We start from the raw sequence: 21,556 nt of genomic DNA on the forward strand, positions 1-21,556 counted from the left end.
GTGCCCAGTCGTGAGGACGTGGGGCAGGTCATCATCACTCGTGAGTCGGTGCAGGAGCACGTCAACCCCACCATCGTGCCCCGGATCCGCCGGAACCGGGAGCGCCGCGACCAGTCGGCCTGACCAGTGTGAGGACCCGGGTCGGCTGCGGGACACACGGCCCGACGCACCCCCTCGTTCCGCGCTCACGGTGTGAGACTGCCGAGGGGAGGCAGGCATATGGACGACACGTCGCGGGTCAGTGAGAACGAGCTGCTGTTGGAGGACCTGGTCAGGTCGGTGCACGAATGTGCCCCGATCGAGGTCCTGGAGGTCGCGGACCGCTATGGCGAGCGCATCGGGCTCAGCCGCATCACCCTGTACCTGGTCGACCTGCAACAGCGCCTCCTCGTCCCCCTGACCGGGGGTCCGGTGCTGAATATCGACACCACCGTGGCAGGGGAGGCCTACCGCTCGGAGACACTGCGGCTGATCGAGGGCGGCGACGGAGAACTGAGCCTGTGGCTGCCCATGCGCGACGGCGCCGACCGTATGGGCGTACTGCACATCAAGGCACCATTGCTGGACGAGCCCACCCTGCGCCGCTGCCAGGCACTCGCCTCGCTGCTGTCCCTGGTCGTCACCTCCAAACGCGACTACAGCGACACCTACGTCCGCCACACCCGAACCCGGCCGGTGGAGCTGCGCACCGAGATGCTGCGGGCCTTCCTTCCCCCGCGCACGCTCGGCACCTCGCGCGGGGTGTCCACCGCCGTGCTCGAACCCGCGTACGAGCTGGGTGGTGACGCCTTCGACCACTCGATCACCAAGGACGTCCTGCACGCCGCCATCCTCGACGCGATGGGCCACGACCTGGCCTCCGGACTGACCGCATCGGTGGCCATGGCCGGGTCCCGCAGCGCCCGGCGCAACGGGGCGGACCTCGCAGCTCTGACCACCAGCGTCGAGAAGGCGCTCATCACCTGGCTGCCCGAACGGTTCTGCACAGCTGTCTTCACCACCTTGAACCTGTCCACCGGCGAGTTCTCCTGGGTCAACTGCGCCCACCCCACGCCCCTGCTCCTGCGGCGCAACCGCCTGTTGGACGACGCCCTGGAACGCTCACCCGAGGTGCCGCTCGGGCTCGGCGGGGTCCTGGACGCCGAACCGCGTACCGTGCACCGGGTCCAGCTCGAACCCGGTGACCGGGTCCTGCTCTACACCGACGGGGTGACCGAGGCGCACGACGGCGAGGGGCGGATGTTCGGCCCCGAGCGGTTCGCCGACTTCGTCATCCGGGCCACCGCCGCCGACGAACCCGCCCCCGAGACCCTGAGGCGCCTGATCCACGCCATCCACGACCACCAGCACGGCAACTTCACCGACGACGCCACCATCATGCTGCTGGAGTGGTCCCCCGACGGCGACGACGTGCCCCATCCCCGGCACGGCTGAGCACTTTCGGGCCCGGGCCCCTCGCGGGGCTCCGCCATCGCCTCGATCCCGCCTGTCCGTGGACCGGGCCCCGCGGCACCGGCACGGACGCCGACGCCGCCCGACGGGTCACCACATGGCCAGTACCCGGCTCGGTCCGCCGGAGGCGTCCAGGCCCGGCATGACCCCGACGCTGAGCAGCGCCCCGCTCGGCGGCAGCTGCTCCAGCCCGGTCAGCGCCTCCAAGCCCCAGCGGTCGGCGCGCCCCACCGCCTCGTGTGCGGGGAAGTCGGTGGAGTTCCCCGGATCGGTGCTCAGCGTGTCCACGCCCACTCCGGCGACACCGCGCTGCCCTGTCAGGAACTCGCATGCCTCGGGGCCGAACCCCGGAAAGTGCCAGGAGCCGTCCTCGGCCACTCCGCGTACCGCCTCGTCACCCTCGGCCCAGCGTGCGCTCCACCCCGAGCGCATCAGCACCGCGGCGCCCTCGGGCACACGGCCGTGTGCCCGCTCGAAGGCCAGGACGTCGTCGACCGTCACGGTGGTGTCGGGGTTCTCGGCGGCCCGGGCACGGATGTCGATCACCACGGCCGGGGCGACCAGCTCGTGGGGCTGGATGTCAGGAACCAGGCGTCCACCGCCGATCACGTGCCCCGGCGCGTCCAGGTGCGTGCCCGAGTGCTCGGTGAGCGTCCACCGCTGTAGGTAGAAGCCGAACTCTCCCTCGGGCGCGGGACCGCTGAGGCTCTCCCTGCGGGGCTTCTCCTCGTCCCAGGAGGGCATCGACGGCGACAGCACGTGGCTGAGGTCGGCCACCCGCCGAAATCCCCTCGGCCATGGGCGGGGGCTGGGCGACGCACCGGGCGGCTCGGCGGGGGCCGACGTGGCGTGGCCGGTACGCGAGCGGACGGTCTCACCGGTTCCGTGCAGGCACATGGGGCCCTTTCGTGTTGTGTGTCCCTTCCCGTATGCCCGGCCGCCGGGGCCGCGCAACCTGTCCTCGTACGCCTGTGTCGACCGTCACGGCGCCGGGTACTGCCGGTACGGGGTCCGTCGGCGGCTCCGGTTCCCGGCGTACCCGCCCCTCCCGCCCCTACCAGCACGAGGACGTCCATGCCCCTGGAGCGCAGTGCCGAATGGTGGAAGTCCAGCGTCGTCTACCAGATCTATCCGAGCAGCTTCAACGACAGTGACGGCGACGGGGTGGGTGACCTGCCCGGCGTCATCGAGCGGCTCGACTACCTCAAGCTGCTCGGCGTGGACGTGGTGTGGCTGTCACCGGTCTATCCCTCGCCCTGGGACGACAACGGATACGACATCAGCGACTATCTGGATATCCACCCGCGGTTCGGCACCCTGGCCGACTGGGACCGGTTGCTCGAGGGGCTGCACGAGCGCGGTATGCGCCTGGTGATGGACCTGGTGGTCAACCACACCAGCGACGAGCATCCCTGGTTCACCGAGTCCCGCGCCTCGAAGGACTCGGACAGGAGGGATTTCTACTTCTGGCGGCCCGGCCGCGACGGGGGCCCGCCCAACAACTGGGGCTCGGTCTTCTCCGGCCCCGCCTGGACCCGTGACGAGGCCGCGGGCGAGTACTACCTGCACCTGTTCACCCGCCGCCAGCCCGACCTGAACTGGGAGAACCCCCGGGTGCGGGCGGCCGTGCACCACGTGGCGCGCTGGTGGCTGGACCGGGGCGCGGACGGTTTCCGCATGGACGTGATCAACTTCGTCTCCAAGACCCCCGAGATGCCCGACGGTCCGCTGGCGGGCGACCACGGGATCTTCGCTGACCACGCCATCAACGGCCCCCGCCTGCACGAGTTCCTGCACGAGATGCACCAGGAGGTGTTCGCGGGCCGCGACGTGCTCACCGTCGGTGAGATGCCCGGGGTCGACGTGGAGCAGGCCCTGCTGCACACCATGCCCGAGCGGCGCGAGCTGAGCATGGTGTTCCAGTTCGAACACGTGGACCTCGACCACGGCCCCGGCGGCAAGTTCGACCCCCGGCCCCTGGACCTGCGCCGCCTCAAGCGGTCCCTCAACCGGTGGCAGACGGGGATGGGGAGCCGAGGGTGGAACAGCCTGTACTGGAACAACCACGACCAGCCCCGTGCGGTGTCCCGCTTCGGCGACGAGGGCCACCGCGTGGAGTCGGCCAAAGCGCTGGCCACGACACTGCACATGATGAAGGGGACTCCGTACGTCTACCAGGGCGAGGAACTGGGCATGACCAACGCCCACCTGGACGACATCACCGACTACCGGGACGTGGAGACCCTCAACTACCACCGCGCCATGATGCGGACGGGAAAGGCGGACGCGGGGACCGCCATGGCGGCCATCGCACGTATGAGCAGGGACAACGCGCGCACGCCCATGCAGTGGGACGCCTCACCGGGCGCCGGTTTCACCACGGGCACCCCGTGGATCGGGGTCAACCCCAACCACACCGAGATCAACGCCGAGGCCGCCGTCGCCGACCGGGACTCGGTGTTCCACTACTACCGGCGCCTGATCGCTCTGCGTAGGGAACACCCGGTCATCGTGCACGGACGGTTCGAGCCCCTGCTGGAGGAGGACCCGGCGGTGTACGCCTACACGCGCACCCTCGACGGCCGGGTGCTGTTAGTGGTGGCGAACTGGAGCGCGGACACGGTACCGCTGGATCTGGCACCCTCCGCCGCCGGGCACGATCCCGTACGGCTGATCGGCAACTACCCCGACGAGGGCGCCTTCGCGCCGCTGCGGCCCTGGGAGGCCCGTGTCCACCTGGGCGGCTGACCCCGTGCGTCCCGTCCCCGGCCGCCCCTGAGCCGGGAACACGAAGCGCCCGGCCGGAGACCATCCGGCCGGGCGTGTGAGCTGGCTGTCCACGGATGCCGGGAAACCCTCCGGGCAACCACGGCGCCGTGGGACTGTGGGAATCCCCGGAGTCCCCCCGAGGAGGACGTTAACTCTTGTTCTCCTCCAGCCGCAGGGCGAGGCCGACCGCGAAGAACGTCGGTGCCCACTCTCCGATGAAGAGCCCCCACCGGTCGGCGCGGTCCAGCCCGGCATCCTCCTTCTTCAGGGAGGCGAGCCAACTCAGGAAACTGAGTCCGACGGAGGCGACTCCGGCCCCGTAAGCCATCTCGGACGTGACGCCCATCTTGGACAGTTTGGCGATCATGTTGCTCCTCGCGGTAGCGGTCGGGATGTTCCTACGGCCACTGCCCGGGGACGGGCACGGGGAAGCTCCATGGCAGGTCAAAGCTGTGGCAGGGAGGGGTTGGGCGGTGCGTGGCACTCCGTGGCGGAGGCCGGAACTTTTTGAAATCCAGCCAAGGTTAGGTTAGTCTAACCTTGGTTCTGTCGGAATTCTTCCATTTCGTCCTCCGTGTCTCCCTCGGGATTCCCCCTGCGCGGAAACGGCCGGTCGGGTACGACGCGGCCTCTCCCCGTAACGAAGAAAGCAGTGTGAGCATGGCCTCCACCCTTCACCGCGTCAGCGACATCGGACTCCCGACCCTCCTCGCCCTCGGCCTCACCGCTTGCGGCGGCGCGGAGGAGGGCACCGGCGGGAGCGGAGGCGGTACCGCTGACGGCGAGTTCCCGGTCAGCATCGAGAACGCGCTCGGCACCGCCGAGATCCCCGAGCGGCCCGAGCGCGTGGTCACTCTCGGCCAGGGTTCGGCGGAGACCTCCATCGCCCTGGGCGTCGTGCCCGTGGGCGTCGAGAGCTACGAGTGGGGCAGCGACGACACCGGTTACCTGCCGTGGATCCACGAGGCCGTGACCGAAGCGGACGAGGAGCTGCCCACCCAGTTCGCCGGTGCCGAGGACATCGACTTCGAGGCGATCATCGAGCTGGGGCCCGACGTCATCCTCGCCCCCTGGTCGGGCCTCACCCAGGAGCAGTACGACATCCTGAGCGACATCGCCCCCACGGTCGCCTACCCCGAGCTGCCCTGGAGCACTGACTGGGACCAGCAGATCGAGATCATCGGCGAGGCGCTGGGCCTGCCCGAGGACGCCCGGGGCCTCGCCGAGGGCATCGAGGACCGGTTCGAGGAAGCGAGCGCGGCCAACGAGGAGTTCGCCGACCTGTCCTTCTCCTACGTCTACACCGACGGTCCGGGCACCCTCGGGGTGTTCCTGCCCGACGAGCAGCGCGTCGCCATGGTCCGCGGCCTGGGCCTGACCGTCGACCCGGTCGTGGAGACCCTCCCCGAGACCGAGGGCACCGACTCGGCCCTCATCGGACTGGAGAACGCCGACCAGCTCTCCGAGAGCGACCTGGTCTTCACGTTCTACAGCGACGCCGAGACCCGTGCCGAGATCGAGGCCCAGGAGCTGTACTCCTCCATCCCCGCCATCGAGAGCGGGGCCGTGGTCGCCTCCGAGGACAACTCCTTCGTCACCGCCTCCTCGATCATCAACCCGTTGACCGTGCCCTGGGTCATCGAGCGCTACGTGCCCATGATCGAAGAGGCCGCCGCGAACGTCGAGAACTGACCCTTCCATGGTCAGGGCGAAGACACGCACGGCACCGCCCCGGACGGGCCCCGCCCGCGCCGCGCTCATGCTCGGCGCGGGCGCCGCGGCCCTGGCCGGCGCGGTCCTCCTCAGCCTCGTCATGGGTAGCAGGCCCACCCCGCTCTCGGAGGTGTGGGCGGTGTTCACCGGCGGGGCGGACCCCTTCATCGTCACCGTGGTGGAGAGCCGCTACCCGCGCACACTCCTGGGCGTGGTCGTCGGGGCCGCCCTGGCCCTGGCGGGCACCCTCATGCAGGGCGTCACCCGCAACCCCCTCGCCGACCCCGGCCTGCTGGGGGTCAACGTCGGCGCCGCCGCCGCGGTGGTCACCGCCACCGCCCTGTTCGGCCCCACCTCGGTCACGGGCACGGTCTGGTGGGCGCTGCCCGGGGCCCTGCTCGCGGGGCTGGCCGCCTACACGGTGGGCAGCAGGGGCGGCGACGGCGGCATGGTCCGCCTGGTCCTGGCGGGCGCGGTGGTCTCCGCCGTGCTCACCGCCTACGTCCAGGCCGTGGCACTGAGTCTGCCCGAGACCTTCGACGGCTACCGTTACTGGGTGGTCGGCTCCCTGGCCGGCCGCGGATACGACGTCGTCTGGGCCGTGCTGCCCGTCATCGGCGCGGGGGGCCTGCTGGCCCTGCTGATCTGCGGCGGCCTCAACGCTCTGGCCCTGGGGGAGGAGGCCGCGACCGCCACCGGGGCCAACACCGTGTGGACCCGCTCCGCCGGACTGGTCGCGGGCACCATGCTCGCCGCCGGTGCCACCGCGGCGGCCGGCCCCATCGCCTTTGTCGGACTGGCCGTGCCCCACGTGGTCCGCGCCGTGGTCGGCGTCGACTTCCGCGTGCAGGTGCCCTTCTCCCTGCTCGTGGGCCCGGCCCTGCTGCTGGTCGCCGATGTCGTCGGCCGCACGATCGTGCGGCCCACCGAGCTCATGGTCGGCGTGGTCACCGCCTTCGTCGGCGCTCCCGTACTGCTGTACGCGGTCCGCAGGATGCGGAGTACCTCATGACGCGAATCACTTCGTCCGTCCCCGAGACGGACCCGCGCTCCCCGGCCGCGCGGGCACCCGAGGCGGCCGCCCCCTCCCGGCCCGTGCTGAGGATGGGCCCGGCCGCGATTCCGGTGCATCCGCGCTCGCTGCTGTGGGCGGCCGTGCTCCTGCTGCTCCTGGCCGCCGCGGCGGCCGCCACCCTCTCCCTGGGCGGCCTCGGTATCCCCCTCACCCGCCTGCCGGCCGTCATGGCCGGGGCGGGCGAGGCCACCGAGACCTTCGTCCTCGAACGGCTGCGCGGACCCCGCCTGACGGTGGCCGCGGGCACCGGCGCGGCTCTGGGCCTGGCGGGCGCGCTCTTTCAGTCCGTCACCCGCAACCCCCTGGGCAGCCCCGACGTCATCGGTCTGGGCGCCGGTGCCGGAGCGGGAGCGGCCTTCGCCGCCCTCGTCCTACCCGGTGTCGTGCCCGTGCCGCTGGGCGCCCTGGCCGGCGCCGCCCTGGCCATGGTCGTCGTGACCACGGTGACGGGAACCGGACTGCGCCACCCCGGCCGCCTGATCGTCGCCGGCATCGGCGTGGCGGCCATGGCGCAGGCCTTCACCCACTTCGTGGTCTCGATGATGGCCCGCGACCAGGCCAGTGTCCTGTCCGCCTACGTCAACGGCAGCCTGGGCGCCCGCTCCTGGGAGCACGCCACCACCATCTGGGCGGTCCTGTTCCTGGCACTGCCCTTCGTGGTGGCGCTGGCCGGGCCGGTCTCCGTCAACGAGATGGGCGATGAACTCGCCGAGGCCCTGGGCGCGCGGGCGACCCCCACCCGCACCGCCGCCGTCTCCCTGTCGGTGGTGCTCTCCGCCGCCGCGGTGAGCGTGGCCGGCCCGATCGCGTTCGTGTCCCTGACCGCGCCGCAGATCGCCCGCAGGCTCTCCACCGCGCCGGGCCCCAACCTCGCCCTGTCGGCGCTGGTCGGAGCACTGCTGCTGGTGGCCGCCGACCTGGCCGTACAGCAGTCCCCGGTCGGCGAGGGGCTGCCGGTCGGGATCTTCACCATGGCGCTCGGCGGCGTGTACCTGGGTTATCTGCTGGTTCGTGAATGGCGAAGGGGTGTGCTGTGAGTCCGGTGCTGTCCGCGGAGGACCTGACCCTGGGGTACGGGGCCGAACCGGTCGTACGAGACCTGCGTCTGGAGGTGGGCGACGGCGAGTTCACCGTCATCGTCGGCCCCAACGGGTGCGGCAAGTCCACGCTGCTCAAGGCTCTGGGCCGGGTGAACAAGCCCATGTCGGGCCGGGTGCTCCTGCACGGCCGTGACGTACGCGGCCAGCGCGCCAAGGCGGTCGCCCGCCAGTTGGCGCTGCTGCCGCAGGGCCCCGCCGCTCCCGAGGGCATCACCGTGCGGGCACTGGCCGCGCGCGGCCGCTTTCCCCACCACACGCTGGTGCGGCAGTGGAGCCCGCAGGACGAGACGGCGATCCATCGCGCGCTGGAGCTCACCGGACTGGCCGACCTGGCCGACGTCCAGGTGGGCTCACTCTCGGGAGGGCAGCGTCAGCGCGCGTGGGTGGCGATGGTCCTGGCCCAGGACACCGGCATCCTCCTGTTGGACGAGCCCACGACCTACCTGGACATCGCCCACCAGTACGATCTGCTGGAACTGTTCGCCGACCTGCACCGGCAGGGGCGCACGGTGGTCGCGGTCCTGCACGACCTGGCCCAGGCCGCCCGGTTCGCGACCCGCCTGGTGCTGATGGACCGGGGCCGGGTGGTCGCCGACGGCACCCCGGAGCAGGTGGTGACCGCGCACATGGTGGAGGAGGTGTTCGGGCTGGCCTGCGACGTGGTGCCCGACCCGCGCACCCGCACGCCCCTGGTCATCCCGCACGAGCGTGCCTGAGGCGGTCTGTGGCTCACCGGTACGCGGAGGACCTCCGGACGTAGACGTCGCGATCCAGCCCCCGGTTCGTCCGCGTGCTCACCGGCCCCGACGGGCGCGGGGCCGATCCCAGGGCCGTGGCCATCGGAATCCGGTCAGGACGCGCCGTTTCCGGACGCACGGGGTACCAGCCGGTCGGTATGCTGTCCCGGCTGGTAAACGACGGGGCACGAGGTGGGGCAGGAATGGCGCGAGCACAGCAGGCGGTCGGCACTGACACGGCGAACAGATCCGTCCCCGAGCGCCTGCTCGGGGCGGCGACCCGGCTGTTCGCCGAACGCGGCTATGAGAGTACCTCCGTGCAGGAGGTCGTCGTCGCCGCGGGGGTGACCAAGGGTGCCATGTACCACTACTTCGGCTCCAAGGACGATCTGCTCTACGAGGTCTACGCGCGGGTGCTGCGCATGCAGACCGAGAACCTGGTGCGGATCTCCTCCCGGGACGCGCCGGTGGCCGACCGCGTGCACGCAGCCGCGGCCGACGTCATCGTCACCAGCATCGCCAACCTGGACGACACCGTCATCTTCTTCCGCTCCATGCACCAGCTGAGCGGGGAGAAGCAGCGCGCCGTGCGTGCCGAGAGGCGCCGCTACCACGAGACCTTCCGGGACATGGTCGCTCAGGGGCAGAGCGAGGGGGTCTTCCGCGCCGACGTGTCCGCCGACCTGGTGGTCAACTACTTCTTCGGCTCAGTACATCACCTGAGCACCTGGTACCACCCGGGCGGCGCGCTCACCGGTGACGAGGTGGGCCGCCACTTCGCCGACCTGCTCGTGGCCGGGCTGCGCCCAGAGGCCTGAGGGCACACCGGAAGGAGGGCCGGGGACACCGTGTCCCCGGCCCTCCTCCGTGCTTCCGGAGCCTGTGCGATGAGTGTCTGCCCGGGCCCCAGGGGGTGTGGTTCGGGCGTCGGCGGGGTTCTGGAGGTGGTGGAGGTGGGACTGCGAGGAACGAGCCGTCACACCGGAGACACCGAAGGTTCCCGCCTATGGGGCGGCCGAACACAGGGGCAAAGCGGAGCCCCCAAAAAACACGACAAACACGATCTAGCGGTACTTGCGCAGCTCCGCCCGGCCCAGCGAGCGCAGGTGCACCTCGTCGGGCCCGTCGGCCAGCCTCAGCGACCGCACGCCCGCCAGCCAACCGGCCAGCGGCAGGTCCTGGCTGACCCCGGCGGCGCCGTGCGCCTGGATGGCCTTGTCCAGGATCCACTCCACCGTGCGCGGGGTGGCGATCTTGATCGACTGGATCTCGGTGTGCGCGCCCCTGTTGCCGACCGTGTCCATCAGGTACGCGGTCTTGAGCACCAGCAGCCGCAGCTGCTCGATGGCCACGCGCGCCTCGGCGATCCACTCGCGCAGCACGCCCTGCTCGGCCAGCGGCCGACCGAAGGCCACACGGTCCAGCACCCGGCGGCAGGTCAGCTCCAGGGCCCGCTCGGCCATACCGATGCTGCGCATGCAGTGATGGATGCGTCCGGGGCCCAGCCTGGCCTGGGCGATGGCGAATCCCTCGCCCTCGCCGCCGACGAGGTTGCCCGCGGGCACCCGCACGTCCTCGAACAGCACCTCGGCGTGGCCGCCGTGGTCGCTGTCGTCATAGCCGTACACCGTCATGCCGCGTCGCACCGTCAGCCCGGGGGTGTCGCGCGGCACGAGCACCATGCTCTGCTGCTTGTGCCGCTCGGCGCCGGGGTCGGTCTTGCCCATCACGATGAAGACCGCGCACTCGGGGTTGAGCGCCCCGGTGATGTACCACTTGCGCCCGTTGACGACGTACTCGTCGCCGTCGCGGACGATGCTGGTGGTGATGTTGGTGGCGTCGGAGGAGGCCACCGCGGGCTCGGTCATGGCGAAGGCCGAGCGGATCTCGGCGTTCAGCAGCGGTTCCAACCAGCGTTCGCGCTGTTCGGGGGTGCCGAACATCGTCAGCACCTCCATGTTCCCGGTGTCGGGCGCGGCGCAGTTGAGCGCGCTCGGGGCCAGGCGGGGGCTGCGCCCGGTGATCTCCGCCAGCGGCGCGTACCGTAGGTTGGGCAGGCCGCCGTGCTCGGGGTGACCGGCCAGGAACAGGTTCCACAGGCCGCGCTTGCGGGCCTCGGCCTGTAGCTCGCGAACCACCGGTGCCGTCGACCAGTGGTCGTCGCGCTCGGCCAGCTGTTCCGCGAACACCGACTCGGCCGGGTAGACGTGCTCGTCCATGAAGGCCAGCAGCCGCTCGCGCAGCTCCTCGGTCTCCTTGTCGTGGGCGAAGTCCATTCAGTCCTCCTTGAGCATGGTGTGCGCGCGTTCCACCAGCGGGGCGACCATGTCGCCGACCCGGTCGAAGCCCGCCCCGACGGTCAGCCCCTGGCTGTGCCGGAGATGGATGCCCTCGGCGATCACCGCGAGCTTGAAACAGCCCAGAGCCACGTACCAGCCCAGCCGGGACACGTCACGGCCGGTCGCGGCGGCGTACATGCCCACCAGCTCCTCCGGGGAGGGGTATCCCTCGGCGGAGGTGGCGGGTGCCTCCCCCGTGCCCACGGGCTGGTTCTGGTAGACGAGCATCAGGCCCAGGTCCACGAGCGGGTCGCCGAGCGTGGCCATCTCCCAGTCCAGGACCGCGTTGATGCGCCCCTCTGGGGTGAGCAGTACGTTGTCCAGCCGGTAGTCGCCGTGCACGATCGCGGGTGCCGACTGCTCGGGCATCGTGGCGGCGAGCTTCTCGTGCAGTTCGTCGATACCGGGGATGTCCCGGCTGCGGGAGGCGTCCAGCTGCTTGCGCCAGCGGCGGACCTGGCGCTCCAGGAAGCCCTCCGGGCGGCCGAAGCCGCCCAGCCCGACCTGCTCGGGTGCCACCGCGTGCAGGTCGCCCAGGGTGGTGATCAGCGCCTCGGCCACCCCGCGGATGGTCTCCGGGCCCAGCGGGGCGATCTCTTCACGGGTGCGGAAGGGGGTGCCCTCCACGTACTCCATGACGTAGAACGGCGCGCCCAGCACCTCGGTGTCCTCGCACAGCACATGAGTGCGGGGGACGGGCACGGCGGTGTCGCGCAGCGCGCTCATCACCCGGTACTCGCGAGGCATGTCGTGCGCGGTCGCCAGCACGTGGCCCAGCGGCGGGCGGCGCACCACCCAGCTACCGGTGCCGTCGGTGACCACGTAGGTCAGGTTGGACTTCCCGCCCGCGACCACGCGGCCCTCCAACGTCCCCGAGACCAGGCCGGGCACGGCCTCGTCCAGGTACGTGCGCAGGCGTTCCAGGTCCAGGCCCGGGAGCTCCGGATGTTGTTCGCTCACGTGTTCTCCTCGAAGACCTTGGCCTGTAGGCGGCGCATCCCCGCCAGCCAGCGGTCGGTGTCGGTGGCCCGGGCCGCGTAGTAGTCGGCGACCTGCGGATGCGGCAGGATCAGGAAGCGCCCGTCGTCCAGGCCGACCATCACCGCGTCGGCGACCTCCTCGGGGGTGATCGCCTCCGGGGCCAGGATGGCCTGTCCGGTCTCGCCGCTGCTCTCCAGCAGGTTGGTGCGCACGCCCAGCGGGCAGATGCACTGCACGGTGATCCCGCGGTCCCCGTAGGTGGCCGCCATCCACTCACCGAAGGACAGCGCGGCGTGCTTGGTCACCGAGTACGGCGCGCTGCCCAGCATCGTGAGCAGGCCCGCCGCCGACACGGTGGTCAGGAAGCGGCCGCGGCCGCGCTCCAGCCAGCCGGGTACCAGCTCGCGGGCGGCGCGTACGTGCGCCATCACGTTGACCTGCCAGGCCAGGTCCCAGTCGTCTTCGGAGGCCTCGGGGCCGCCGCCCACGCCCACGCCCGCGTTGGCCACGTACAGGTCGATGCCGCCCAGGTGGGCTCCGGCCTCGGCCACGAGCGCGGTGACGCCCGCCTCGCTGGCGGCGTCGCCGGGGACGGCCACCCCGCCGATCTCGGCGGCCACGGCCTCGGCGGCACCCGCGTCGAGGTCGTTGACCACCACGCGCGCCCCAGCCTCGGCCAGCCTGCGTGCGAGCGCGGCGCCGATGCCGTTGCCCGCGCCGGTGACGACGGCCCCGGTGTCGGTCAGCTCCATGTCACACACCTCCGGTCAGGGTGACGCCGCCGTCCAGGACGAGCGTGCGGCCGGTGATCCACGAGGCGTCGTCGGAAAGCAGGAAGGAGACCGCCCCAGCGACGTCCTCGGGCACGCCCAGGCGGCCCATGGGGTACTGGGCGGCGACCTTCTCCTCGCGGCCCTCATACAGGGCGGAGGCGAACCTGGTCTTGACCACGGCCGGAGCGACGCCGTTCACGCGGATGCCCGGGCCCAGTTCGACGGCCAGCTCCTCGGTGATGTGGATGAGCATCGCCTTGCTGGCGCCGTAGAAGCCGAGCCCGGGGGAGGGCTTGGTGCCGGCCACGGAGGAGACGTTGACGACGGTGCCACCGTGCTCGGACATCCAGGCCCGGTAGGCCTTCTGCGTCCACGAGACCGCGGAGAGGGTGTTGACCTCGAAGATCTTGCGGGCCGCGTCCAGGTCCAGATCGATCATCCGACCATAGACCGGGTTGATGCCGGTGTTGTTGACGAACATGTCGATGCTGCCGAAGGCCTCCAGGGTGGCGGCGATCGCCGCGTCCTGGTGCTCGGGGTCGTCAGCCCGGCCGGGGACCCCGATAGCGTGCTCGGGTCCGCCCAGGGCCTCCACGGCCTCTTGCAGGGGCTCGGGCTTGCGTGCCGTGACGCACACGCGCGCGCCCTCGTTCACGAGTCGCTGGGCGATAGCCAGGCCGATGCCCCGGCTCGCACCGGTGACGATGGCGGTCCGGCCGCCGAACCGGGAAGTCATTCTGCTCTCCTTAAACCGACTAGTCGGTATGCCAGGGTGACTCTATGTCCCGGAAGGTGCGTGCCGCAAGGGGCGAAAGGTGTGCTGAAGCGCGACAATGGCGGCGGGGACCGACGATGTCACGCCACGGACCGACGAATGAGGGTTGCCATGACAACCGAAGTGGTCGACGTACCGGATCAGAGACGCTACGAGATCAAGGACGGGGAGGAGCCGGCCGGGTTCGCCGAGTACATCCTCACCGGAGAGCTCATCACCTTCACCCACACCGAGATCGATCCTGCCCATGAGGGGAAGGGCCTGGGCGGGACGCTGGTCCGCGAGGCTCTGGACGACGTCCGATCACGGGGCCTGGAGGTACTCCCGCTGTGCCCCTTCGTCAAGGGCTGGATCCAGCGTCACCCCGACTACGCCGATCTGGTCTACCAAGCTCCGAACGAGTAGGCCGACCGGCGGACCGAGACCGAGGAGGGATCTGTTGGGCACCGACTACGGACGCGAGGTGGACTTCGGTGTCTTCGCCTCCCCCGAGGCCGGGTCCCTGCGGGACCTGTGGGCCCTGCTGTCCGCCGCCGAGCACGGCGGGCTGAGGTTCGTTGGCATCCAGGACCATCCCTACCAGCGCCGGCACCTGGACACCTGGAGCCTGATGGCCACGGCCCTGGCCCGCACCGAGCGGCTGCGGTTCTTCCCCGACGTGGCCAACCTTCCCCTGCGCTCCCCGGCGATCATCGCCAAGTCCGCGGCCAGCCTGGACGTGCTCTCCGGCGGACGCTTCGAGCTGGGCCTGGGGGCCGGGGCCTTCTGGGAGGCCGTGGCCGCCATGGGCGGCGAGCGGCGCAGTCCGCGCGAGGCCGCCGACGCACTCGTCGAGGCGGTGGAGGTGATCCGGCTGCTGTGGTCGGACCAGCGCTCCGTGCGCTTCGAGGGTGAGCACTACCGGTTGGCCGGGGTCAAGCCCGGGCCGACCCCCGCACACGACATCGGAATCTGGCTCGGCGTGTACGGTCCCCGGCTGCTGCGGGCCCTGGGGCGCGACGCCGACGGCTGGATCCCCTCCAGCGGCTACGCCGATCCCGCCAAGCTCAGCGACATGCAGGCCCTGATCGACGCGGGTGCGGCCGAGGCCGACCGGGACCCCGCGTCGATCCGCCGCCTGTACAACGTGATGGGTACCGTCACCGACGGCGCGTCCACGGGTTTCCTGCGGGGCCCCGTCGAGCAGTGGGTGGAGCAGCTGACCGAACTGGTGCTGGTGTACGGGATGGACACCTTCGTGTTCGGTCCGGCCGAGGACCCGGTCCGGCAGGTGGAGCGGTTCGCAGCCGAGGTGGCGCCGGCGGTCCGTGAGGCGGTGCGCCGCGAGCGCGGCTGAACTCCCCAAAGTCGGACATATGTGAATCTACATCGTCAAGGTGGCGCTTATTCAGACAACAGGTCAGACGGTGGTGTCAAGGGTCAGCTTGCCGATGGTTCCCCGTGACCGGAGCGCCTCGTGTGCTCGGGCGGCCTCCGCGAGGGGGTACGACCCGCCCAGGACCGTCCTGAGGTGTCCCTCGGCCACCAGTGTGAACAGCTCGGCCATCGCCTGGCCCATCACGTTGCCCGGCAGCGTCCACACGTGCGGCAGCCACATGCCCCCCACCGTGGTGGAGAAGCGCATGAGGTTGGGAAGCTGCACCGGGCTGGGCGCCTCGCGCGAGGCCATCCCGTAGAAGGCCAGGCGGCCGAACGGGGCCAGGGCCCGCACGCTCTGGTCGGTGACCCGGCCGCCGACCATGTCCAGGACGGCGTCCACGCGCTGGCCGCCGTTGGCCTCCACCAGCGCCTCGGTCATGTCGGGCGCGGAGGAGTCCACTGCGGTGTCCGCGCCCAGTTCCAGGGCCAACGCGCGCTTTTCCTCACTGCTGGCCACGGCGATGACCCGTCCCGCGCCGAACCGCTTGGCCAGCTGGACGGCGAGGGTGCCCACGCCGCCGCCCGCCGCGTGCACCACGACCGACTCGCCCGGGTCCATGCGCACGGACTTGCGCAGCAGCACCCAGGCGGTGGCGCCCTGCACCACCAGGGCGAGGGCGTCCTCGTCCGAAGCCCCGTCGGGGATGTCGAAGCACATGTTGGGGTCGGCGGTGGCCTTCTCGGCGTAGCCGCCGCTGGAGGCCAGGGCGACGACGCGGCGGCCGTCGGAGGTGCGCCCGGCGATCTCCATGCCGGGGACCAGGGGCAGGGAGGCGGGGGACAGGTAGCTGTTCTCCGCCTGGTGCGTGTCGGCGAAGTTGATGCCGGCGCGGGTGACGTCGACGAGAACCTCGCCGGGGCCCGGCTCGGGGTCGGGCAGTTCGGCTGGGGTGAGGACCTCGGGTCCGCCGAACTCGGTGATCTGGATGGCGCGCATGGCGACCTTTCGTTCGTACGTTCAAACCGACCGGATGGTATGTTACCGGCCAGAAACCGGTGGAGCTGGAAGTGCGGCTCCCGGGAGCGTCGCGGAGGTGAGGGATCCGGGGTCTTGCGCACATTTACCTAACATTGTTAGGTGGGGGTGTCGCGAACCGATGGGGAGGACGCACGTGGACGCCGAAAGCGCAGTGAAGACAACGGCCGGACGGGTCCGGGGCACAGCCTCGCCACGCTCGGAGAACGGCGGGGTCACCGTCTACCGGGGCATCCCCTACGCCGCCGCTCCCTTCGGCGGGCACCGCTTCGCCGCCCCGGCACCCGCCCCTGCCTGGGACGGCGTCCGCGAGTGCACCTCTTTCGGGCCACCGCCCCCGCAGGGCAACCAGCTCCTCGGCGCCGCGCCCTGGAACCCGGAGACGTCCCTGGACTGCTTGTCCCTCAACGTGTGGACCGCCGCCCGTGAGGGCGACCGGGCGCCCGTGCTCGTGTGGATCCACGGTGGCGCCTACATCGTCGGTGCCGCCTCCGAAGCCACCTACGACAGCACCAGGCTGGCCGAGAGCGGGCTCGTCGTGGTCGGGATCAACTACCGGCTGGGCTTCGAAGGCTTCGGCCACGTGCCCGGCCGTCCCGACAACCGCGGTCTGCTCGACCAGGCCGCCGCCCTGCGCTGGGTGCGGGAGAACATCGCCTCCTTCGGTGGCGACCCCGGCAACGTGACGGTGGCGGGGGAGTCCGCCGGTGCCGGATCGGTGGTGTCCCTGATGGCCTCCCCACAGGCCCGGGGGCTCTTCAGGCGGGCGATCGCGCACAGTGTCCCCGGCGACATGCTCACCACGGACACGGCACGGTCCGTCTCCGAGCGGATCGCCGAGGCCGCCGGGGTACCGATGGAGGCCGAAGCCCTGGCCGCGCTGCCGCCGGAGAAGCTGCTGGAGGCCATCGACTTCGTGCTGGCCCACTCCTCGTCGAAGGAGTCCGGGGGAGTGCGCACCCAGCCCTTCACCTGCTTCGCGCCCGTGGTCGGCGGACCCGAGCTGCCCGAGGCCCCACTGGAGGCGGTCGCGCGCGGTGACGCCTCCGGGGTGGACCTGCTCATCGGCCACAACGCCCACGAGTACCGGCTGTTCACCGAGCTGGGCCAGAGCGTGGAGATCGACGGAGAGTCCGACCTGGCGGTGAGCGCCTCCCGGCTCGGCCTGGGCGAGGACGCGGTGGCCGCCTACCGTGAGGTGCACCCGGGGGCCACCCTGCGCGAGCTGTACGCCGCGATTCAGGGGGACGCCCTGTTCTGCGAGTACACCGCGCGCTTCGCCGAGGCACACGCCGCGGCCGGGGGCCGGGCCCACTTCTTCCGGCTGGCCGCGGAGAGCCTCGCCATGCAGGGGCGGCTGGGTGCCTGCCACGCCTTCGACCTGCCGTTCGCGTTCGGCAACCTGGACACCGACTTCGGGAGGTTCCTGCTCGACGGCGAGCCCGGTGAGGACCACAGGGCGCTGTCGCGGCGTATGGTCGCGGCCTGGCGCGACTTCGCCGCCACCGGCGACCCGGGATGGCCCGCCGTGACCGCCGAGGCCACCGCGGTCAAGGTGTGGAACACCGATGACCTGCTGCACGCCAGCGACCCCTCGCCCGTGCGCGCCCTGTGGGCCAAGGTGGCTATCGCCCCCAAGTAGGCGCGCGGCCCCGGGGACCACGCGCACCGAATCCGCCGAGCTCGTCCGAGGGCTGGCGGGCGGGGACCCGCCCCCGCCGCGCCCCGTCTGGTGAGGCACGGGCCGGTACGTCGGCGCCGACCTACCCCGGTGTTCTCACCGGACCTGACGGCGAGAGTAAAAAATCGAGAAATATCCAGGCTCGGACCTGACCTGACGGATGAGATGGGCACCCTCACAGGTAGGAACGGATGGCGCCGGTTCTTCGGGGCGCTCCGAAGGGGCGGTCTGCCAGGGGAAGGGCGCGGTCACCGGCGAGCACCATCCCACTGGAGGTGAGCGATGACCACGAACGTCTTCGTCCTGGGACTCGACGAGCAGAACCACGAGATCCTGCTCGCACTGCCCGCCGACCGCGACTACCGCTTCCTCCCGCTGCTGGGACTCGACGAGCTCGGCCAGGACCGGGAAGTGGACATGCCCGGCCTGCTCGCCCTGGCGACCGAGAGGCTGGACTCCTTCGAGGGCACGGTCGACGCGATCATCGGCTTCTGGGACTTTCCGGTCAGCTAGCTGGTGCCGCTGCTCTGCGGGGAACGGGGATTGCCGTGCGCGTCCCTGGAATCCGTCGTCCAGTGCGAGCACAAGTACTGGAGCCGTCTGGAGCAGCGGGCCGTCATCCCCGAGGCCGTCTCCCGTTTCGCCGAGGTCGACCTCGGCGAAACGGACAAACCGGAGGGGCTGTCCTATCCGCTGTGGGTCAAACCGGTGAAGTCGTTCTCCTCCGAACTGGCCTTCCGAACCACCGACGACACCGAGTTCCGCGAGGCGATGGAGGAGATCAGCGCGGGTGCCGGACGCCTCGGCGAGTCCTTCCAGTGGGTGATGGACCGGATACGGCTGCCTTCCGACGTCGCCGAGGCCGGGGGGCACGGCCGTGGTGGCCGAGGAGGAGGCCACGGGTGACCAGCTCACCGTCGAGGGCTACGTCCGCAACGGAGCTCCACACGTCTACGGGATCGTGGACTCCCACCGCTATCCGGGCATGTCGAGTTTCCTGCGCTACGAGTACCCGTCCCAGGTGTCCGAAGAGGTCGGCGACCGCCTGGCCGAGCTGTCCGGGCGCGCGATCTCCCGGGTCGGGCTGGACAACGTGACCTTCAACATCGAGTACTTCTACGATCCGCGGAGCGGCGCCATCAGGCTCCTGGAGATCAATCCGCGGCACTCCCAGTCACACGCCAGGCTGTTCGAGCTCGTGCGCGGGGTGTCCAACCACGAGATCTGCCTGAGGGTCGCCCTGGGGGAGGAGCCCGAGCTGGAACGCGGCGGAGGGTACGAGGTGGCCTCCAAGTGGTTCCTGCGCCGTTTCCGCGACGGCTTCGTCTCGGCGGTGCCCACCGAGGAGGACATCGCGCGCGCGGAGGAGAGGGCACCGGGCACGAAGGTGGAGGTCGTCGCGCCCAAGGGCCAGTGGCTCTCCGACCTTCCCATCCAGGACAGCTACAGCTTCGACCTGGCCCACGTGTTCGTGGGCGCCCGGGACTCCGCGGAGTGCGAGCGCAAGTACCAGGCCTGCGTGGAGGAGCTGCCCTTCACGATCCGAGACACCGACGAAGAGGACTGAGTACAGAGAGGAGCCGGTGACGATGAGAACCGTCAGCGAGCTGCCGAACGAAGTCCGCGAGGACGAGTACGTCCAGATCCCGCTCAGTGACGGCGTCCGGCTGGCCGCACGGATCTGGCGCCCGGTGGGGAGCGAGGAGGACCCGGTACCGGCGATCCTGGAGTTCATCCCGTACCGCAGGCGCGACCTGACGGCGCAACGCGACTCGATACACCATCCCTACATGGCCGGGCACGGGTACGTGTGCGCCCGCGTGGACCTGCGCGGCAGCGGCGACTCCGAGGGGGTGCTCACAGACGAGTACCTGGAACGCGAGCTCCTGGACGCCGAGGAGGTGCTCGCCTGGCTCGCCGACCAGCCCTGGTGCGACGGCCGTACCGCCATGATGGGTATCTCCTGGGGCGGGTTCAACGCCCTACAGGTCGCCGCACGGCAGCCCGAGAGCCTGCGCGCGATCGTGACGGCCTGCTCCACCGACGACCGGTACTCCGACGACGTGCACTTCATGGGCGGGTGCCTGCTGGGGGACAACCTGTCCTGGGCCTCCACGATGTTCGCCTACAACTCCTGTCCGCCCGATCCGGACCTGGTCGGCGGGCAGTGGCGGAAGATGTGGCATGAGCGGTTGGAGCACAGCGGCCTGTGGCTCGACACCTGGCTGCGGCACCAGCACCGGGACGAGTACTGGAAGCACGGTTCGGTGGCCGAGGACATGGACGCGATCCAGGTGCCCGTCATGGCCGTCAGCGGTTGGGCCGACGGTTACTCCAACTCGGTCTTTCGGCTGCTGCGGGGACTGAGGGTTCCCCGTCTCGGGCTGCTGGGACCCTGGTCGCACAAGTACCCGCACCTGGGCCAGCCCGGCCCCGCCATCGGCTTCCTCCAGGAGATGGTGCGCTGGTGGGACCGCTGGCTCAAGGGCATCGACAACGACGTGATGGACGCACCCGTCCTGCGGGCCTGGCTACAGGAGAGCGTGATGCCCTCCACCGCGTACGAGGACCGGCCGGGGCGCTGGGTCGGTGAGCGGGAGTGGCCGTCGCCGAACATCGTGTTCGAGTCGCGCTCGCTGGGATCCGGCCGTGTGCTCGGAGAGGGGGAGCCAGAGAGGAGGGAGGACGCCCTGACCCTGTCCTCCCCGCTGTCCACCGGACAGCACGCGGGCAAGTGGTGTTCCTACAACGCTCCTCCGGACCTGCCCTACGACCAGCGCGAGGACGACGGCGGGTCGATCGTCTTCGACAGCGTGCCGCTCGCCGAACGGTTGGAGATCCTCGGCTCCGTGATGGTCGACCTCGAACTCGCCGTGGACCGGCCCGACGCGATGGTCGCTGTGCGGCTGTGCGACGTCGCCCCCGAGGGGCATGCCACGCGTGTGACCTACGGGCTGTTGAACCTCACCCACGTCAGCGGTCACGAGAGGCCGGAGAAGCTGGTGCCCGGGCGCAGGTACCGCGTCTCGGCCCCCCCTCAACGGTGTGGCACAGGCGTTCCCGCCCGGACACCGGGTGAGGATCTCGGTCTCCACCTCCTACTGGCCGCTCGTGTGGCCCTCTCCCGAGCCGGTGACCCTCACCGTGTTCCAGGGGGAGCACACCCGCGTGCATCTTCCGGTGCGCCCCGCCGAAGGCGCCGGAGACGAGCGGCAGGTGGCACCCTTCGGCGAGCCCGAGGGCACCGCCCCCATCACGACGAGCCGGATCGAGCCGGGCGAGGAGCGGTGGGACCTGGCCCAGAACCTCGTGAACTACCAGGCCTCGCTGAACGTGGTCAAGGACCTGGGGACGGTGTGCTTCGACGACATCGGACTGGAGGTGACCCGGCGCGCGGAGGAGCACTACAGCCGGGTCGGCGACGACTACGACTCGGTCCGGGGCGAGGCGGCCTGGACGATGGGTTTCGCCCGCGGAGACTGGTCGGTGCAGACCAGGACCCGCACGGTGCTCACGTCCACGGCGACCGACTTCCACCTGCACGCGACGATCGACGCCTACGAGGGCACGAGGCGTGTGGCCACGAAGATCTACACCTCGGTGATCTCGCGGGACTGTGTCTGAGGCCGGCTGGGGCCACCGGCACCCGGTGCCGCGGGGCCGGGTGGTGTCCGCTGAGGGCGTCCCGAGCGCTGTGGAGCGGACCCGGGCGGTGACGGGAAACGGGCCCCGGTCGCGAAACGCGTCCGGGGCCCGGGCGGGAACG

17 protein-coding genes and 2 pseudogenes are annotated in these 21,556 nt (G+C 70.9%); 12 read left to right on the forward strand and 7 right to left on the reverse strand.

What is annotated here, in order from left to right; all coding sequences use genetic code 11:
• Window positions 1–219 precede the first annotated feature (219 nt).
• Window positions 220–1,434: a PP2C family protein-serine/threonine phosphatase gene (locus AC0T5L_RS04630; protein WP_476164103.1), complete on the forward strand. Its 1,215-nt coding sequence runs from the start codon at window positions 220–222 to the stop codon at window positions 1,432–1,434.
• A gap of 108 nt (window positions 1,435–1,542) precedes the next feature.
• On the opposite strand, the gene AC0T5L_RS04635 is transcribed toward AC0T5L_RS04630, so the two are convergent.
• Window positions 1,543–2,349, reverse strand: a complete 807-nt coding sequence (locus AC0T5L_RS04635; protein WP_476164104.1) for a cyclase family protein — start codon at window positions 2,347–2,349, stop codon at window positions 1,543–1,545.
• Between the two features lie 177 nt (window positions 2,350–2,526).
• On the opposite strand from AC0T5L_RS04635, the gene AC0T5L_RS04640 reads away from it, so the two are divergent.
• Window positions 2,527–4,200 (forward strand): glycoside hydrolase family 13 protein, encoded by a 1,674-nt coding sequence (locus AC0T5L_RS04640; protein ID WP_476164105.1) that lies wholly within the window; start codon window positions 2,527–2,529, stop codon window positions 4,198–4,200.
• 169 nt (window positions 4,201–4,369) lie between these two features.
• Here the strand turns inward: AC0T5L_RS04640 and AC0T5L_RS04645 are convergent, their stop codons facing one another.
• Complete coding sequence (locus AC0T5L_RS04645) at window positions 4,370–4,588, reverse strand: hypothetical protein (RefSeq protein ID WP_476164106.1); 219 nt, start codon at window positions 4,586–4,588, stop codon at window positions 4,370–4,372.
• A 293-nt stretch (window positions 4,589–4,881) separates the two neighbouring features.
• Here AC0T5L_RS04645 and AC0T5L_RS04650 point away from each other — a divergent pair, with 293 nt between their 5' ends.
• From AC0T5L_RS04650 to AC0T5L_RS04670, 5 genes are all read left to right on the forward strand, one after another.
• On the forward strand, window positions 4,882–5,913 hold the full coding sequence (locus tag AC0T5L_RS04650; RefSeq protein WP_476164107.1) for an iron-siderophore ABC transporter substrate-binding protein: 1,032 nt from the start codon (window positions 4,882–4,884) through the stop codon (window positions 5,911–5,913).
• A gap of 7 nt (window positions 5,914–5,920) precedes the next feature.
• Entirely contained in the window at window positions 5,921–6,946 is a 1,026-nt protein-coding gene (locus tag AC0T5L_RS04655; protein WP_476164108.1) for a FecCD family ABC transporter permease, read from the forward strand.
• Window positions 6,943–8,046, forward strand: coding sequence for a FecCD family ABC transporter permease (locus tag AC0T5L_RS04660; RefSeq protein ID WP_476164109.1), 1,104 nt, complete (start codon window positions 6,943–6,945; stop codon window positions 8,044–8,046). Before AC0T5L_RS04655 ends, AC0T5L_RS04660 begins: the two co-directional genes overlap by 4 nt.
• Window positions 8,043–8,825 carry an ABC transporter ATP-binding protein gene (locus AC0T5L_RS04665; protein WP_476164110.1) on the forward strand — a complete coding sequence of 261 codons (783 nt, stop codon included), beginning with the start codon at window positions 8,043–8,045 and terminating at the stop codon, window positions 8,823–8,825. Before AC0T5L_RS04660 ends, AC0T5L_RS04665 begins: the two co-directional genes overlap by 4 nt.
• A gap of 224 nt (window positions 8,826–9,049) precedes the next feature.
• Window positions 9,050–9,664 carry a TetR/AcrR family transcriptional regulator gene (locus AC0T5L_RS04670; protein ID WP_476164111.1) on the forward strand — a complete coding sequence of 205 codons (615 nt, stop codon included), beginning with the start codon at window positions 9,050–9,052 and terminating at the stop codon, window positions 9,662–9,664.
• Between the two features lie 246 nt (window positions 9,665–9,910).
• On the opposite strand, the gene AC0T5L_RS04675 is transcribed toward AC0T5L_RS04670, so the two are convergent.
• Genes AC0T5L_RS04675 through AC0T5L_RS04690 form a run of 4 tightly spaced genes read right to left on the reverse strand, consistent with a single transcriptional unit; the run spans window position 9,911 to window position 13,675 of the window.
• The gene (locus tag AC0T5L_RS04675) at window positions 9,911–11,122 is read right to left on the reverse strand and encodes an acyl-CoA dehydrogenase family protein (protein ID WP_476164112.1); all 1,212 of its coding nucleotides are present in this window, start codon (window positions 11,120–11,122) and stop codon (window positions 9,911–9,913) included.
• Entirely contained in the window at window positions 11,123–12,145 is a 1,023-nt protein-coding gene (locus AC0T5L_RS04680) for a phosphotransferase family protein (RefSeq protein WP_476164113.1), read from the reverse strand.
• Window positions 12,142–12,918, reverse strand: a complete 777-nt coding sequence (locus tag AC0T5L_RS04685) for an SDR family oxidoreductase (RefSeq protein WP_476164114.1) — start codon at window positions 12,916–12,918, stop codon at window positions 12,142–12,144. Before AC0T5L_RS04685 ends, AC0T5L_RS04680 begins: the two co-directional genes overlap by 4 nt.
• 1 nt (window position 12,919) lies before the next feature.
• Entirely contained in the window at window positions 12,920–13,675 is a 756-nt protein-coding gene (locus AC0T5L_RS04690) for an SDR family oxidoreductase (RefSeq protein ID WP_476164115.1), read from the reverse strand.
• A 150-nt stretch (window positions 13,676–13,825) separates the two neighbouring features.
• Here AC0T5L_RS04690 and AC0T5L_RS04695 point away from each other — a divergent pair, with 150 nt between their 5' ends.
• Entirely contained in the window at window positions 13,826–14,119 is a 294-nt protein-coding gene (locus tag AC0T5L_RS04695) for a GNAT family N-acetyltransferase (RefSeq protein WP_476164116.1), read from the forward strand.
• A gap of 34 nt (window positions 14,120–14,153) precedes the next feature.
• Window positions 14,154–15,050, forward strand: a complete 897-nt coding sequence (locus AC0T5L_RS04700; RefSeq protein ID WP_476164117.1) for an LLM class flavin-dependent oxidoreductase — start codon at window positions 14,154–14,156, stop codon at window positions 15,048–15,050.
• Between the two features lie 63 nt (window positions 15,051–15,113).
• Here AC0T5L_RS04700 and AC0T5L_RS04705 read toward each other — a convergent pair whose 3' ends face one another.
• The gene (locus AC0T5L_RS04705; protein WP_476164118.1) at window positions 15,114–16,070 is read right to left on the reverse strand and encodes a quinone oxidoreductase family protein; all 957 of its coding nucleotides are present in this window, start codon (window positions 16,068–16,070) and stop codon (window positions 15,114–15,116) included.
• 175 nt (window positions 16,071–16,245) lie between these two features.
• On the opposite strand from AC0T5L_RS04705, the gene AC0T5L_RS04710 reads away from it, so the two are divergent.
• The 3 genes and pseudogenes from AC0T5L_RS04710 to AC0T5L_RS04720 all read left to right on the forward strand — a co-directional run bounded on the left by AC0T5L_RS04710 (window position 16,246) and on the right by AC0T5L_RS04720 (window position 21,414).
• A complete protein-coding gene (locus tag AC0T5L_RS04710; RefSeq protein WP_476164119.1) occupies window positions 16,246–17,751 on the forward strand; it encodes a carboxylesterase/lipase family protein in 1,506 nt (501 codons plus the stop codon).
• Between the two features lie 321 nt (window positions 17,752–18,072).
• A pseudogene (locus AC0T5L_RS04715) lies at window positions 18,073–19,357 on the forward strand (ATP-grasp domain-containing protein).
• 22 nt (window positions 19,358–19,379) lie between these two features.
• Window positions 19,380–21,414: pseudogene (locus AC0T5L_RS04720) on the forward strand (CocE/NonD family hydrolase).
• Window positions 21,415–21,556: the final 142 nt, after the last annotated feature.

The sequence above is a fragment of the Nocardiopsis sp. TRM 82005 genome (assembly GCF_056312425.1).

Bases quoted from the DNA above. Each gene is read 5' to 3' on its own strand.
- AC0T5L_RS04630 (WP_476164103.1), top strand. From the start codon at position 220: ATGGACGACACGTCGCGGGTCAGTGAGAACGAGCTGCTGTTGGAGGAC.
- AC0T5L_RS04635 (WP_476164104.1), bottom strand. From the start codon at position 2,349: ATGTGCCTGCACGGAACCGGTGAGACCGTCCGCTCGCGTACCGGCCAC.
- AC0T5L_RS04640 (WP_476164105.1), top strand. From the start codon at position 2,527: ATGCCCCTGGAGCGCAGTGCCGAATGGTGGAAGTCCAGCGTCGTCTAC.
- AC0T5L_RS04645 (WP_476164106.1), bottom strand. From the start codon at position 4,588: ATGATCGCCAAACTGTCCAAGATGGGCGTCACGTCCGAGATGGCTTAC.
- AC0T5L_RS04650 (WP_476164107.1), top strand. From the start codon at position 4,882: ATGGCCTCCACCCTTCACCGCGTCAGCGACATCGGACTCCCGACCCTC.
- AC0T5L_RS04655 (WP_476164108.1), top strand. From the start codon at position 5,921: ATGGTCAGGGCGAAGACACGCACGGCACCGCCCCGGACGGGCCCCGCC.
- AC0T5L_RS04660 (WP_476164109.1), top strand. From the start codon at position 6,943: ATGACGCGAATCACTTCGTCCGTCCCCGAGACGGACCCGCGCTCCCCG.
- AC0T5L_RS04670 (WP_476164111.1), top strand. From the start codon at position 9,050: ATGGCGCGAGCACAGCAGGCGGTCGGCACTGACACGGCGAACAGATCC.
- AC0T5L_RS04675 (WP_476164112.1), bottom strand. From the start codon at position 11,122: ATGGACTTCGCCCACGACAAGGAGACCGAGGAGCTGCGCGAGCGGCTG.
- AC0T5L_RS04685 (WP_476164114.1), bottom strand. From the start codon at position 12,918: ATGGAGCTGACCGACACCGGGGCCGTCGTCACCGGCGCGGGCAACGGC.
- AC0T5L_RS04690 (WP_476164115.1), bottom strand. From the start codon at position 13,675: ATGACTTCCCGGTTCGGCGGCCGGACCGCCATCGTCACCGGTGCGAGC.
- AC0T5L_RS04695 (WP_476164116.1), top strand. From the start codon at position 13,826: ATGACAACCGAAGTGGTCGACGTACCGGATCAGAGACGCTACGAGATC.
- AC0T5L_RS04705 (WP_476164118.1), bottom strand. From the start codon at position 16,070: ATGCGCGCCATCCAGATCACCGAGTTCGGCGGACCCGAGGTCCTCACC.